We start from the raw sequence: 13,942 nt of genomic DNA, 5'->3' as shown, positions 1-13,942 counted from the left end.
CCTCAACCGCACTTGAGGTCAACCCGCTTCGGCCGCGGCCGTCAGCCGGTCACCAGTCGGCGGGGTAGCTCTTGAGGGTGGTGGTGTCGAGGGTCCACCGGCCCGCGCCGACGAGGTCCCCGAAGGAGTGCGGCACGGTCTTGCGGTACCGCACCCCGTCGGCCCCCGGCTCCGGATCGCTGTGCACGGTCACCGTCCGCCGGTCGTGCCGCGGGTCCACGACGACGTACAGGGGGATGCCCATGCGCGGGTAGTCCGCGAGCTTCTCCCGGATGTCGTCGAGCGAGTTGCTCGGCGAGACCACCTCCACCGCCATGAGCACGTCATGGGAGTCGACCGTCTTGGCGGCGTCGTCCGCGTCCTCCTCGGTGATGACCATCAGGTCCGGGATCTTCGTGAGACCGGTGCCGGGATCGTGCATGTTGGTGTCGTTGAGAGCGACCACCTCGGGGGCCTGGGCTTCGATCTGCCGCCTGAGCCGCACCACGTTGAGCCCGTGCGGGGCGGTCGGGCTCATCATCGCGACGAGGATCCGCCCGTCGCCGGTCTGCACCTTCCACTGGCCTTCATGGTGTTCGGCCAGCTCCGCGATCTGCTCGGCGAGATCGTGCAAACGCCTCTTGTCTTCCGGTGTGAGGTCGGCCATCTGTCCTCCTGGTGAGAGCCGCGGCCAGCGTACCCAGCCCGGCTCCGGCCTCGGCTGCGGTCGTGGCATGTGCGGGCGGAATAGGGCTTCTCGTTTACCTGGCGGTAGGCGGATTGCCCGGCGGCGTGCCAGGGAAGGGCTCCCCGGGTACAGCGCACGGCACCCGCACGGCACATCCCGTCTCCCCCTTCCCGCCACCCGAGTGAACGCGGACAGGAGCGGCCATGCCCGCAGCCCAGCCGTCCACTGAGCGGCTAGAAACAGAGCGAACAGAGCGTGCACAGCCGTCGGTACCCGACGCAGGTAGAGCACCGAAGCCCGCGATGAGCCCCCAGGTGATCCCATGATCGGTCGCATTCCCGTGCTGGACGTCCGCCCCGCCGTCGATTGCGGCACCCGCCCCGCCAAAGCGGTGGTGGACGAGGTCTTCGAAGTGAGCGCCACCGTGTTCCGCGAGGGGCACGACGCCGTCTCGGCGCACGTCGTGCTGCGCAATCCGCAGGGCCGGCAGCAGCCCCCCGTGCCCCTCCGGGAGCTGGCCCCCGGCACCGACCGGTGGGGGGCCCGGGTCTCCGCCTCCGTGGAAGGGCGGTGGACGTACACCGTGGAGGCCTGGAGCGATCCGGTCGCCACCTGGCGCCGCACCGCCCAGATCAAGGTCCCGGCCGGGATCGACACCGAACTCGTGCTGCTGGAGGGTGCAGAGCTCTACGAGCGGGCCGCCGCGAAGATCCCCAAGAAGGACGGCCGGGAGCACGTCCTGGCCGCCGCGGACGCGCTGCGCGACGAGGACCGGCCCGCCGCCGCCCGGCTGGCCGCGGCCCTGACCCCGCAGGTGGACGCCGCGTTCGCGGCCCGCCCGTACCGCGAGCTGGTCAGCGCCTCGAAGCCGCTGCCGCTCCTCGTCGAGCGCCGCCGGGCGCTGTACGGGGCCTGGTACGAGATGTTCCCGCGCTCCGAGGGGGCCGTCGTGGAGGAGGGCCGGCCGCCCGTCAGCGGCACCTTCCGGACCGCGGCCGAGCGGCTGCCGGCCATCGCGGCCATGGGATTCGACGTGGTGTACCTGCCGCCCGTTCACCCGATCGGTCAGACTTTCCGCAAGGGCCCCAACAACTCCCTGTCCGCCGGCCCCGACGACGTGGGCGTGCCGTGGGCCATCGGCTCCCCCGAGGGCGGGCACGACGCGGTCCACCCGGACCTCGGCACCATCGAGGACTTCGACCGCTTCGTCGCGAAGGCGGCCAGCCTGCGCCTGGAGATCGCCCTCGACTTCGCCCTCCAGTGCTCCCCGGACCACCCCTGGGTGGCCAAGCACCCCGAGTGGTTCCGGCACCGGGCCGACGGCAGCGTGGCGTACGCGGAGAACCCGCCGAAGAAGTACCAGGACATCTACCCGATCGACTTCGACCAGGACATGGACGGCCTGGTCCGGGAGACCGTGCGCGTCCTGCGGTACTGGATGGACCACGGGGTGCGCATCTTCCGCGTGGACAACCCGCACACCAAGCCGGTCGTCTTCTGGGAACGCGTGCTGGGGGAGATCAACAAGGCGGACCCGGACGTCATCTTCCTGGCGGAGGCCTTCACCCGCCCCGCGATGATGCGCACCCTGGCGGCCATCGGCTTCCAGCAGTCGTACACCTACTTCACCTGGCGGAACACCAAGCAGGAGCTGACGGAGTACCTGACCGAACTCTCGGGGGACTCGGCCGCCGTCATGCGGCCCAACTTCTTCGTCAACACGCCCGACATCCTGCACGCGTACCTCCAGCACGGCGGCCGCCCGGCCTTCGAGGCGCGCGCCGTCCTCGCCGCCACCCTGTCCCCCTCCTGGGGCGTCTACGCAGGCTACGAGCTGTGCGAGAACACCCCGCTGCGCGAGGGCAGCGAGGAGTACCTCGACTCCGAGAAGTACCAGCTGCGTCCGCGCGACTGGGCGGCGGCCGAGCGCGAGGGCCGCTCCCTCGCCCCGCTCATCACCGCGCTGAACCGGCTGCGCCGCCGCAACCCGGCCCTCCAGCAGCTGCGCGACATCCACTTCCACGACACCGACAACGACGCGGTCATCGCGTACTCGAAAACGGCCGAGGGGCCGGGCGGGCGCAACCTCGTACTGGTGGTCGTCAACCTGGACCCGCACCACACCCAGGAGGCGACCGTCTCGTTGGACATGCCGGCACTCGGCCTCGACTGGCACGGGTCCCTCGCGGTGCGCGACGAGCTCACCGGCGAGACGTACCACTGGGGCAGGGCCAACTACGTGCGCCTCGAACCGGGCGTCCGGCCCGCGCACGTGCTGGCCGCACTGCGCCCGTCCCCGCCGAACGGAGCGACCGGAGGGTCACCCGCATCATGATGAACGACCCCGTGCACGACACCTTCGAGGACACCCCCGCCAAGGACCGCGATCCGGACTGGTTCAAGCGGGCGGTGTTCTACGAGGTCCTCGTCCGCTCCTTCCACGACAGCAACGGCGACGGCATCGGCGACCTGAAGGGGCTGACCGCCAAGCTCGACTACCTCCAGTGGCTGGGCGTCGACTGCCTCTGGCTGCCGCCGTTCTTCAAGTCCCCGCTGCGCGACGGCGGTTACGATGTCTCCGACTACACCTCCGTGCTCCCCGAGTTCGGGGACCTCGCGGACTTCGTGGAGTTCGTCGACGCCGCCCACCAGCGCGGGATGCGGGTGATCATCGACTTCGTCATGAACCACACGAGCGACCAGCACGAGTGGTTCCAGCAGTCCCGCACGGATCCGGACGGCCCGTACGGCGACTACTACATGTGGGCCGACAACGACAAGCAGTACCAGGACGCCCGGATCATCTTCATCGACACCGAGACGTCCAACTGGACCTACGACCCGGTGCGCAAGCAGTACTACTGGCACCGCTTCTTCTCCCACCAGCCGGACCTCAACTTCGAGAACCCGGCGGTCCAGGAGGAGATCATCTCGGCCCTGCGGTTCTGGCTCGACCTCGGCATCGACGGCTTCCGGCTGGACGCCGTCCCGTACCTCTACGCCGAGGAGGGGACCAACTGCGAGAACCTGCCCCGCACCCACGAACTCCTCAAGCGGGTGCGGGCCGAGATCGACGCGCACTACCCGGACACCGTGCTGCTCGCCGAGGCCAACCAGTGGCCCGAGGACGTGGTCGACTACTTCGGGGACTTCGCCTCCGGCGGGGACGAGTGCCACATGGCCTTCCACTTCCCCGTGATGCCGCGGATCTTCATGGCGGTGCGCCGGGAGTCGCGCCACCCGGTCTCCGAGGTGCTCGCGAAGACCCCGCAGATCCCCTCCGGCTGCCAGTGGGGCATCTTCCTGCGCAACCACGACGAGCTCACCCTCGAAATGGTCACGGACGAAGAGCGCGACTACATGTACGCGGAGTACGCCAAGGACCCCCGGATGCGCGCCAACGTCGGGATCCGGCGCCGGCTCGCCCCGCTCCTGGACAACGACCGCAACCAGATCGAGCTGTTCACGGCCCTGCTGCTGTCCCTGCCCGGCTCCCCCGTCCTCTACTACGGGGACGAGATCGGCATGGGCGACAACATCTGGCTGGGCGACCGGGACGGGGTGCGCACCCCGATGCAGTGGACGCCCGACCGCAACGCGGGCTTCTCCTCCTGCGACCCGGGCCGGCTCAACCTGCCGGTGATCATGGACCCGGTCCACGGCTACCAGGTCACCAACGTCGAGGCCTCGATGACCTCGCCCTCCTCGCTGCTGCACTGGACCCGGCGGATGATCGAGGTGCGCAAGCAGAACCCGGCCTTCGGGCTGGGCTCGTACACCGAACTGCCCTCGTCGAACCCGGCGGTGCTGGCGTTCCTGCGCGAGTACAAGGACGACCTCGTGCTGTGCGTGCACAACTTCTCGCGCTTCGCCCAGCCCACCGAACTGGACCTGCGGGCCTTCAACGGCCGGGTGCCCGTCGAGCTGACGGGCGAGGTCCGCTTCCCGCCGATCGGCGAGTGGCCGTACCTGCTGACCCTGGCGGGCCACGGCTTCTACTGGTTCCGGCTGCGCGGCGAATGACGCGGCCTCCTGCACACGACCGGACAGCAACTGCCCCGATCCGGCCCACCCCGCGCACCCCGGCGGGCCCGTCGAAAGGACGCGATGCCATGTCGGAGGCCGCCTCCGCCCGGGGCCGTGCCACGGCCCGCCGCCCGGCCCCGCCCCTGCCCGCCGCCGCGGCCCCGGCCGGGCCGGTCCTGACGGGCCCGGCCGCCACCGCGGCCGGGTCCGCACCCCCGGCGGCCGCCGCCCCGGCCGCCCTGGAGCCGCTGCTGCGCGCCTGGCTGCCCCGGCAGCGGTGGTTCGCCGGCAAGGGGCGCGCCATGCAGCGGCTGCGGCCGGTGTCCGCGGTGGAGCTGCTTCCCCCGGGGGCCTCCCCTGGGCTGCTCCACCTGCTGGTGACCGTGGACGAGGACTGCTACCAGCTGTTCCTCGGCCTGCGGGCGGCCCTGCCGCCCGCCCTCGCCCCCACCCTGATCGGGCGGGTGGAGAGCGGCCCGTACGCCGGGCTGACGGTGTACGAGGCGCTCGGCGACCCGCGGCTCACCGGCCTGCTGCTGGAGCGGCTGCGCTCCCCCGGCACCCTCCCGCCGCTGCGCTTCGACCGCGATCCGGGGGCGGCCATCCCGGCCGGGCTGCTGCCGCGGCCGCTGTCCGGGGAGCAGAGCAACTCCAGCCTGGTGTACGGGGAAACGTACATCCTCAAGGTGTTCCGGAGGGTCGGGCCCGGGCTCAACCCGGACCTGGAGCTGCCCAGGGCCCTGGCCCGTGCGGGCTGCACCCGGGTGCCGGCGCCGGTGGCCTGGTACGAGGCGGAGCTGCCGGGCGCCGAGCCGCTCACCCTGGGCGTGCTCCAGCCGTACCTGCGCGACTGCGCGGACGGCTGGCAGCTCGCCCTGCGGCGGCTCGGCGCGGGGGCCGACTTCACCTCCGAGGCGCGGCGGCTGGGCGAGGCCACCGCAGAGGTGCACCGGGCGCTGGCCGGGGCCCTGCCCACGCTGGTGCTCGGCCCGGAGCGCACCGCCCGCCTCGCCGCCGGGATGACCTCCCGGCTGGCGGCCGCGGTCCGGGAGGTCCCGGCGCTGCGGCCGTACGAGAGCGGGTTGCGGGCGGCGTTCGACGCCCTGGCCGACGGCCGCGGCCGGACCGTGCCCGCCCAGCGGATCCACGGGGACCTGCACCTGGGGCAGACCCTGCGGGCCGCCGACGGGAGCTGGTCCCTGATCGATTTCGAGGGGGAGCCGGCCCGGCCGCTGGCCGACCGCCGCCGGCCCGAGCCGGCGGTGAAGGACATCGCCGGGATACTGCGCTCCTTCGACTACGCGGCCCGCTCCCACCACCCCTTCGACCCGGGCTGGGCGGAGTCCTGCCGGGCCGCGTTCTGCGAGGGCTACGCGGGCCCGGCCGGACGGGACCCGCGGGAGGACGCCGTCCTGCTGCGCGCGTACGAGACGGACAAGGCGGTCTACGAGACCCGGTACGAGGCCCGCCACCGCCCCGACTGGCTGCACGTGCCGCTGGCCGCCGTCCGCCGCCTGGCCGCCGCCCCCTCGCCCTGAGCCGCTCCCCGCCCCCGCTCCCCCGCCCCCGCCCGCTCCTTCCGAGTCCTTCCCCCCCGGCCCGCTCTTCCCCGACCGCCGGCACCCTTCCGCCCCCCACCGCCACGCAGCCCCCGAGGAGGCCGCCCACGTGAGCGCCGCCCGTCAGCCGTCATCCCCCACCGCCGAGAAGGCCTCGCCCGCCGCCACGGCGGCCCCCGTGCCGCAGGCCTCCGCGCCGGCCGCCCCGGCGCCACCGCCCGCCGGGCCCGCGCCCGCCCGGCCGGCGAAGACCCGCCCCCCGCAGGCCCGCCGGGCCCCCGCCGCCCGCACCGGGGTGCGGCCCGGTCCCGCGCTGGGGGCGGAGGACCGGGCCCGGCTGCTGGAGGGCCGCCACCACGATCCGCACGCGATCCTCGGGGCCCGCGTGACCCGCGGGGGCGTGGCCTTCCGGGCGCTGCGCCCGTTCGCCCGCACGGTGACGGTCGTGGCCAAGGGGCTGCGGGCGGTCCTGCACGACGAGGGGGACGGCCTGTTCGGGGGGCTGCTGCCGCTCGCCGAGGTCCCCGACTACCGGCTGCTCGTCGCGTACGAGGACACCGAGGCGGAGGTGGAGGACCCGTACCGGTTCCTGCCGGCGCTCGGGGAGCTGGACCTGCACCTGATCGGCGAGGGCCGGCACGAGGAGCTGTGGACGGCGCTCGGGGCCCGGCCGATGGAGCACCAGGGGGTGGCGGGCACCCGGTTCACGGTGTGGGCCCCCAACGCCCAGGGGGTGCGGGTCACCGGGGACTTCTGCCACTGGGACGGCACCTCGGCCCCGATGCGGTCGCTCGGCGGCAGCGGCGTGTGGGAGCTGTTCCTGCCGGGGGTGGGCGAGGGGGCGCTGTACAAGTTCGACATCGCGCGCCCCGACGGCAGCCACACCCTGCGGGCGGACCCGATGGCCCGGCGCACCGAGGTGCCGCCGGCCACCGCCTCGGTCGTGACCTCCTCGGCGTACGAGTGGGGCGACGCGGAGTGGCTGGCCGGGCGCGGGGCCCGGCCGGTGCACGCCGCGCCGTTCTCCGTGTACGAGGTGCACCTCGGCTCCTGGCGGCCGGGGCTCTCGTACCGGCAGCTGGCCGAGCAGCTCCCGGCGTACGTGAAGGAGCTGGGCTTCACGCACGTGGAGCTGATGCCGATCGCCGAGCACCCCTTCGGCGGCTCCTGGGGCTACCAGGTCACCGGCTTCTACGCGCCGACCTCCCGGATGGGCACGCCGGACGACTTCCGCTTCCTGGTGGACTCCCTGCACCGGGCGGGGGTCGGGGTGATCCTGGACTGGGTGCCGGCGCACTTCCCGCGGGACGAGTGGGCGCTGGCGGAGTTCGACGGGCGGCCCCTGTACGAGCCGCAGGACCCGCGGCGGGCGGCCCATCCGGACTGGGGGACGCTGGAGTTCGACTACGGCCGCAAGGAGGTCCGCAACTTCCTGGTGGCCAACGCCGTGTACTGGTGCGAGGAGTTCCACGTCGACGGGCTGCGGGTGGACGCGGTGGCCTCGATGCTCTACCTCGACTACTCCCGCAAGGAGGGCGAGTGGGCGCCCAACGAGCACGGCGGGCGGGAGAACCTCGACGCGGTGGCCTTCCTCCAGGAGATGAACGCGACCGTGTACCGGCGCTGCCCGGGGGTGGTGACCATCGCGGAGGAGTCCACCGCCTGGGACGGGGTCACGCGGGCCACCCACCACACCGGTCCGGGCGGCTTCGGCGGCCTCGGCTTCGGGCTGAAGTGGAACATGGGCTGGATGCACGACTCGCTGGGCTACGTGGAGCACGAGCCGGTGCACCGCAAGTACCACCACCACGAGATGACCTTCTCGATGGTGTACGCGTACAGCGAGAACTACGTGCTGCCGATCTCCCACGACGAGGTGGTGCACGGCAAGCGGGCGCTGGTGTCGAAGATGCCGGGCGACTGGTGGCAGCAGCGGGCCGGGCACCGCGCCTATCTGGGCTTCATGTGGGCGCACCCGGGCAAGCAGCTGCTGTTCATGGGGCAGGAGTTCGCGCAGGGCGCCGAATGGTCGGAGGCCAGCGGGCCGGACTGGTGGCTGCTGGACCCCACGTACGCGGCGGCCGGCGACCACCGCGGGGTGCGGGACCTGGTCCGCGAGCTGAACCGGGTGTACGCGGGGGCGCCGGCGCTGTGGGAGCAGGACACCGTGCCCGAGGGTTTCGCGTGGGTGGAGGCGGACGCCGCCGAGGACAACGTGTTCGCCTTCCTGCGGTACGCGGCCGACGGCTCCCCGCTGCTGTCCGTCAGCAACTTCTCGCCGGTGGTGCGCCACGACTACCGGCTGGGGGTGCCGGAGCGGTTCCCGGCCTGGCAGGAGGCGCTGAACACGGACGCGGAGCGGTTCGGGGGCAGCGGGGTGGGCCATTCCGGGCCCACGCGGATCGAGCAGGTGCCGGCGCACGGGCGGCCGGCCAGTCTGCGGGTGACGCTGCCGCCGCTCGCGACGGTCTGGTTCCGGCCGGTGGTCCGGGCGGTGTGAGGCGGGCGGGGGCCCCGGGCGGGCCCCCGCCCGCGCCGGGGTGGGCGCGTCCGCCGGCTCGCCGGGGCACGGGGGCGGCGGGCACCGCGTCCCGGTGCCTCAGGGGGCGGACCAGCCGGGGTCGCGGCCGATCAGCCCGAGCAGCCGGTCCTGCAGGGGCGCGTCGTGCGGCACCGGCACCTCCGGGCCGAAGACGACCACCCCTTCCCCGAAGGCGCCGGGGGTGCGCAGCCGTTCCATGTCCCCGGCCGGGATGGCGGCGGTGGCGGCGTGGATGCGGTCCACGTCGGCGGGGTCCATGGTGTCGTCCTGGCCGGTGGCGCGGGCGAGGTCCCAGCCGTGCAGGACCATGTCCTCGCTGACCACCCGGTCGATGTGCTGGGCGGCGGTGACCTTGCCCATCGGGGTGTCGACGGTGGTGCCCGCGAGCTTCGGGTCGCCCAGTACGGCCTCCACCGCGGCGCGGGCGAAGCGGAAGGAGGTCAGCGGGTCGGCGCCGGGGGTGAGCTCGCGGCGGAAGGGCAGCACCATCACCCGGTGCATGTCCACGATGTGGGCCACGACCTCCCCGGCGGTCCACTCCGCGCAGGGCGAGGGGCGGTCCCAGACGGCGGGGTCGGAGACGGCGGCGATCTTGCGCTCGAAGGCGTCGGCGTGGCGGCGGTAGCGGTCGGCGACGGACTCGCCGGGCGGTCGCGGGGTCATGGCCCCATGGTCGGGCAGGCGGGGGGCACCCGCCCCTGGACAGGGGGCCGCCCGGCCGGAAGACTCCGTAGACATCGACGATCTTGACGGGATTCCGCTACCGGACGGTCACGGGGAAAACCGCCCAAACCGCAGAGGATCCTAGGATGTTCCTACGAGTTGTGACCTTGGGGGAACAGCCCGTAGTCGACGGCCCCCCGCCGCTCCTACGGTGTGCCTCGTGCAATCCAGCCCCCCCTTCAATGCCCCCGCCGCCCGCCGCCTGAGGGCGGCCCTGGGCATGGCGCCCGGCCACGTCGCCTACGGCCTGCGCGCCCAGTACGGAATCGCGGTCTCGCCGGAGGAGGTGATGGCCTGGGAGCGGGGCGACTCCTCCCCCACCGCCGCCGAGCTCACCGCGCTCGCCGGCGTGCTGTGGTGCTCCCCCGGCGAACTCCTCGCCGAGCCCACCACCCTGCGGGAACACCGGATCGCCCGCGGGCTCGGCCCCGAGGAGCTGGCCCGGCGCACCGGGGTGGAGGTGGGCGCCTACCTGAAGATGGAGGAGTCGGGCCGGTGGAAGGGCAACGAGCGGCAGTCCGCGGCCCTCGCCCAGGCCCTCGGCCTCTCGCTGCCCGCCTTCGTGACCGCGACCGGCAAGGAGGAGGAGCTCGCCGAGCACCTGCGCAACGCCGTCACCACGCGCTGGCAGGCGTACGTACGGCCGCTCGCGAAGCTGATCCCGGTGCCCAAGCAGCATCTGGAAGCGGTGCTGGGGCAGCTCTACGACGAGTACCAGTCCACGATGGTCGCCACCCTGAGCTGGGGCGGCGGCGGGGGCCAGGCCGCGAACGGGGACGCCGGGCGCACCTACCTCGCGCAGATCGTGGGGCGGTTCTGGGAGCTGGCGCGCGCGACGGGCCGCTGACCTGCGGAGCCCGCCGGGCCGCCGGGGGCGTCCCCGTGCCGCCCCGGCGGCCGTACGGGAACGGCCCCGGCCCCCTCCGGTGCGGAGGGAACCGGGGCCGTTCGGCGCCGGATCGGGGCCGGAGGTCCCGGCGGGACGGGCCCGACGGCCGCTCCCGCGGGGCCCGGCACGCGGTCTAGAAGACGGACTCGGCCTCGTACATGCGGTCCTCGGGGACCGTCTTGAGGGTGGTGACGGCCTCGGCCAGGGGGGCCATCACGATCTGCGTGCCGCGCAGCGCGGTCATGTTGCCGAACTCGCCGCGGTGGACGGCCTCGACCGCGTGCCAGCCGAAGCGGGTGGCGAGCACCCGGTCGTACGCGGTCGGCACCCCGCCGCGCTGGACGTGGCCGAGGATGACCGGGCGGGCCTCCTTGCCGAGGCGGTGCTCCAGCTCGATGGCGAGGCGGTTGCCGATGCCGGCGAAGCGCTCGTGTCCGTACTGGTCGATGGCGCCCTTCTCGTACGGCATCGAGCCCTCGGCGGGGTGGGCGCCCTCGGCGACGCAGATGACCGCGAACTTCTTCCCGCGGGAGAACCGTTCCTCCACCATCTTCACCAGGTCGTCCACCTGGAAGTGGCGCTCCGGGAGGCAGATGCCGTGGGCGCCGCCGGCCATGCCGGACTCCAGGGCGATCCAGCCCGCGTGCCGGCCCATGACCTCGACCACCATGACCCGCTGGTGCGACTCGGCGGTGGTCTTGAGGCGGTCGATGGCCTCGGTGGCGACCGTGACGGCGGTGTCGAAGCCGAAGGTGCGGTCGGTGGAGGAGATGTCGTTGTCGATGGTCTTCGGCACGCCCACCACCGGCATGCCGGCGTCGGAGAGCATCCGGGCGGCCGTCAGCGTGCCCTCGCCGCCGATCGGGATCAGCGCGTCGATGCCGTAGCGCCGGGCCAGCTCCGCCGCGTTCTCGGCGGCCTCGTGCAGCCGCGCGCGCTCCATGCGGGCGGAGCCGAGGATGGTGCCGCCGCGGGCGAGGATGCCGCTGACCGCGTTGATGTCGAGGGGGCGGTAGTGGCCGTCGAGCAGCCCCTTGAACCCGTCCTCGAAACCGATGACTTCGTCGCCGTGGCCGACGAGGGCGCGGTGCACGACCGAACGGATGACGGCGTTCAGGCCAGGGCAGTCGCCGCCTGCGGTGAGAACTCCGATGCGCATCGCCTTGTGCTCCTGCTCCTGGGTCGTACATGTGCGGATGTACCCGGTGTGGCCGCCTGCCCCCGGGGGGCCAGGCTTGTCCGATTGTTCCACGGGCTCCGGACGGGCCGCGCTCTGTGGTGCTCCGCCCACAGGGCCTTTGGTCCCGTTCCGGAGGGCCTTCTTCCGGCGGGCGTCGTACCCACCCGCAGGGGTATTGTCAAGAGGTCAAGCCCACCCTAACGGGGAAATCTACACACATACCGCCGCCCGACCGGCGGGCCGAGGGACGGAGAGCAGGCGTGACGCGCAGCGTGTACGTGACCGGCATCGACCGGGGGGACGGCCGCCAGGTCGTGGAGCTGGGGATCATGGAGCTGCTGGCCCGCCAGACGGGCCGGGTCGGCGTCTACCGCCCCCTCCTGCACGACGGACCCGACCGCCTGTTCGACCTGCTGAAGGCCCGCTACCGGCTGGACCAGGACGCCGCCACCGCGTACGGCATGGAGTACCCGGAGGCCTCGGCCCTCCTGGCCGAGAAGGGCGTGGACGAGCTCGTGTCCCGGCTCGTGGACCGCTACCACCGGGTGGCCCGCGAGGCCGACGTGGTCCTGGTGCTGGGCACGGACTACGCGGAGACGAACCTGCCCGACGAGCTCGGGCTGAACGCCCGGCTGGCGAACGAGATGGGGGCCGTGGTCGTGCCCGTGGTCGGCGGCACCGCGCAGCCCGCCGAGGCGGTCCGCGCCGAGGCCCGCAACGCCTACCGCGCCTTCGAGGCCCTGGGCTGCCAGGTGGTGGCCATGGTGGTGAACCGGGTGGCCCCGGCGGACCGGGAGTCCATAGCCGAGCGGCTGTCCGCCCGGCTGCCCGTGCCCTGCTACGTGCTGCCCGAGGACAAGTCGCTGTCCGCCCCGACCGTCTCGCAGATCACCCAGGCCCTGGGCGGCGAGGTGCTCCTCGGCGACGAGGCCGGACTGGCCCGCGACGCCCTGGACTTCGTCTTCGGCGGGGCCATGCTGCCGAACTTCCTCAACGCCCTGACCCCCGGCTGCCTGGTGGTCACCCCCGGGGACCGCTCCGACCTCGTGGTGGGGGCCCTCGCCGCGCACACCTCCGGCACCCCCTCGATCGCCGGCGTGCTGCTGACCCTCAACGAGCGCCCCGCCCCGCACGTCCTGGCCATGGCCTCCAGGCTGGCGCCCGGCACCCCGGTGGTCTCGGTGGCCGGCAACAGCTTCCCGACCGCCGCCGAACTGTTCGCGCTCCAGAGCCGCTTGAACTCGGCCACCCCCCGCAAGCTGGAGACCGCCCTCGGCCTCTTCGAGCGGCACGTGGACACCGCCGGGCTGCGCGACCGGATCTCGGTGGCCCGCTCCACGCGGGTCACGCCGATGATGTTCGAGCACCAGCTGCTGGAGCGGGCCCGCTCCGAGCGCCGCCGGGTGGTGCTCCCCGAGGGCACCGAGGAGCGGGTGCTGCGCGCGGCGGACGTGGTGCTGCGCCGCGGGGTCTGCGACCTCACCCTGCTCGGCCCGGAGCAGGCGGTGCTCAAGAAGGCCGCCGACCTGGGGATCGACGTGAGCGGGGCGGAGGTGATCGACCCGCAGACCTCCCCGCTACGGGAACGTTTCGCCGAGTACTACGCCAAGGCCCGCGCCCACAAGGGCATGACCGTCGAGCTCGCCAACGACGTGGTCACCGACGTCAACTACTTCGGCACCCTGATGGTCCAGGAGGGCTTGGCCGACGGCATGGTCTCCGGCTCGGTGCACTCCACCGCCGCCACCATCCGCCCCGCCTTCGAGATCATCAAGACGAAGCCGGACGCCTCCATCGTCTCGTCCGTCTTCTTCATGTGCCTGGCGGACCGGGTCCTCGTGTACGGGGACTGCGCGGTCAACCCGGACCCGGACGCCGGGCAGCTCGCGGACATCGCCGTCCAGTCCGCCGCCACCGCCGCCGCGTTCGGGGTGCAGCCGCGCATCGCGATGCTCTCGTACTCCACCGGCACCTCCGGGACCGGGGCGGACGTGGACAAGGTCCGCAAGGCCACCGAGACCGTCCGCGGGCTGCGCCCCGACCTGCTGATCGAGGGCCCCATCCAGTACGACGCGGCCGTCGAGCCCTCCGTGGCCGCGACCAAGCTGCCGGAGTCCGACGTGGCCGGCCGGGCGACCGTGCTGGTCTTCCCGGACCTCAACACGGGCAACAACACGTACAAGGCCGTGCAGCGCTCGGCCGGCGCCGTGGCCATCGGCCCGGTCCTGCAGGGCCTGCGCAAGCCGGTCAACGACCTCTCGCGCGGGGCCCTCGTCCAGGACATCGTCAACACGGTGGCGATCACCGCCATCCAGGCGCAGTCCCGCGGCCCGGCCGGCGCCTGAACCCCAGCCCT

At 73.3% G+C, this 13,942-nt stretch carries 9 protein-coding genes; 6 read left to right on the top strand and 3 right to left on the bottom strand.

From position 1 onward, the window contains the following. Nucleotides 1–49: 49 nt before the first annotated feature. Complete coding sequence (locus ACZ407_RS24895; RefSeq protein ID WP_468131829.1) at nt 50–646, bottom strand: Uma2 family endonuclease; 597 nt, start codon at nt 644–646, stop codon at nt 50–52. A gap of 343 nt (nt 647–989) precedes the next feature. Between ACZ407_RS24895 and ACZ407_RS24890 the strand changes: the two genes are divergently transcribed. The 4 genes from ACZ407_RS24890 to glgB all read left to right on the top strand — a co-directional run bounded on the left by ACZ407_RS24890 (nt 990) and on the right by glgB (nt 8,752). After that, nucleotides 990–3,002 carry an alpha-1,4-glucan--maltose-1-phosphate maltosyltransferase gene (locus tag ACZ407_RS24890; RefSeq protein ID WP_468131827.1) on the top strand — a complete coding sequence of 671 codons (2,013 nt, stop codon included), beginning with the start codon at nt 990–992 and terminating at the stop codon, nt 3,000–3,002. Next, nucleotides 2,996–4,690 carry a maltose alpha-D-glucosyltransferase gene (gene treS, locus ACZ407_RS24885; RefSeq protein ID WP_468132050.1) on the top strand — a complete coding sequence of 565 codons (1,695 nt, stop codon included), beginning with the start codon at nt 2,996–2,998 and terminating at the stop codon, nt 4,688–4,690. The genes ACZ407_RS24890 and treS overlap by 7 nt, the downstream gene beginning before the upstream one ends. Nucleotides 4,691–4,779: 89 nt before the next feature. Continuing rightward, nucleotides 4,780–6,231 carry a maltokinase N-terminal cap-like domain-containing protein gene (locus ACZ407_RS24880; protein WP_468131825.1) on the top strand — a complete coding sequence of 484 codons (1,452 nt, stop codon included), beginning with the start codon at nt 4,780–4,782 and terminating at the stop codon, nt 6,229–6,231. 130 nt (nt 6,232–6,361) lie between these two features. Further along, a complete protein-coding gene (gene glgB / locus ACZ407_RS24875) occupies nt 6,362–8,752 on the top strand; it encodes a 1,4-alpha-glucan branching enzyme (protein WP_468131823.1) in 2,391 nt (796 codons plus the stop codon). A 99-nt stretch (nt 8,753–8,851) separates the two neighbouring features. Here the strand turns inward: glgB and ACZ407_RS24870 are convergent, their stop codons facing one another. Continuing rightward, nucleotides 8,852–9,457, bottom strand: a complete 606-nt coding sequence (locus ACZ407_RS24870) for a TIGR03086 family metal-binding protein (protein WP_468131821.1) — start codon at nt 9,455–9,457, stop codon at nt 8,852–8,854. 211 nt (nt 9,458–9,668) lie between these two features. Here ACZ407_RS24870 and ACZ407_RS24865 point away from each other — a divergent pair, with 211 nt between their 5' ends. Beyond that, nucleotides 9,669–10,364 carry a helix-turn-helix domain-containing protein gene (locus ACZ407_RS24865; protein ID WP_468131819.1) on the top strand — a complete coding sequence of 232 codons (696 nt, stop codon included), beginning with the start codon at nt 9,669–9,671 and terminating at the stop codon, nt 10,362–10,364. A gap of 175 nt (nt 10,365–10,539) precedes the next feature. Here the strand turns inward: ACZ407_RS24865 and ACZ407_RS24860 are convergent, their stop codons facing one another. Then, on the bottom strand, nt 10,540–11,565 hold the full coding sequence (locus ACZ407_RS24860) for an ATP-dependent 6-phosphofructokinase (protein ID WP_468131817.1): 1,026 nt from the start codon (nt 11,563–11,565) through the stop codon (nt 10,540–10,542). Between the two features lie 281 nt (nt 11,566–11,846). Between ACZ407_RS24860 and pta the strand changes: the two genes are divergently transcribed. Further along, the gene (gene pta, locus ACZ407_RS24855) at nt 11,847–13,931 is read left to right on the top strand and encodes a phosphate acetyltransferase (RefSeq protein ID WP_468131815.1); all 2,085 of its coding nucleotides are present in this window, start codon (nt 11,847–11,849) and stop codon (nt 13,929–13,931) included. Nucleotides 13,932–13,942: the final 11 nt, after the last annotated feature.

This window comes from Streptomyces sp. NPDC030809, assembly GCF_055572195.1.
This window is presented reverse-complemented; position numbering and strand designations above follow the sequence as displayed.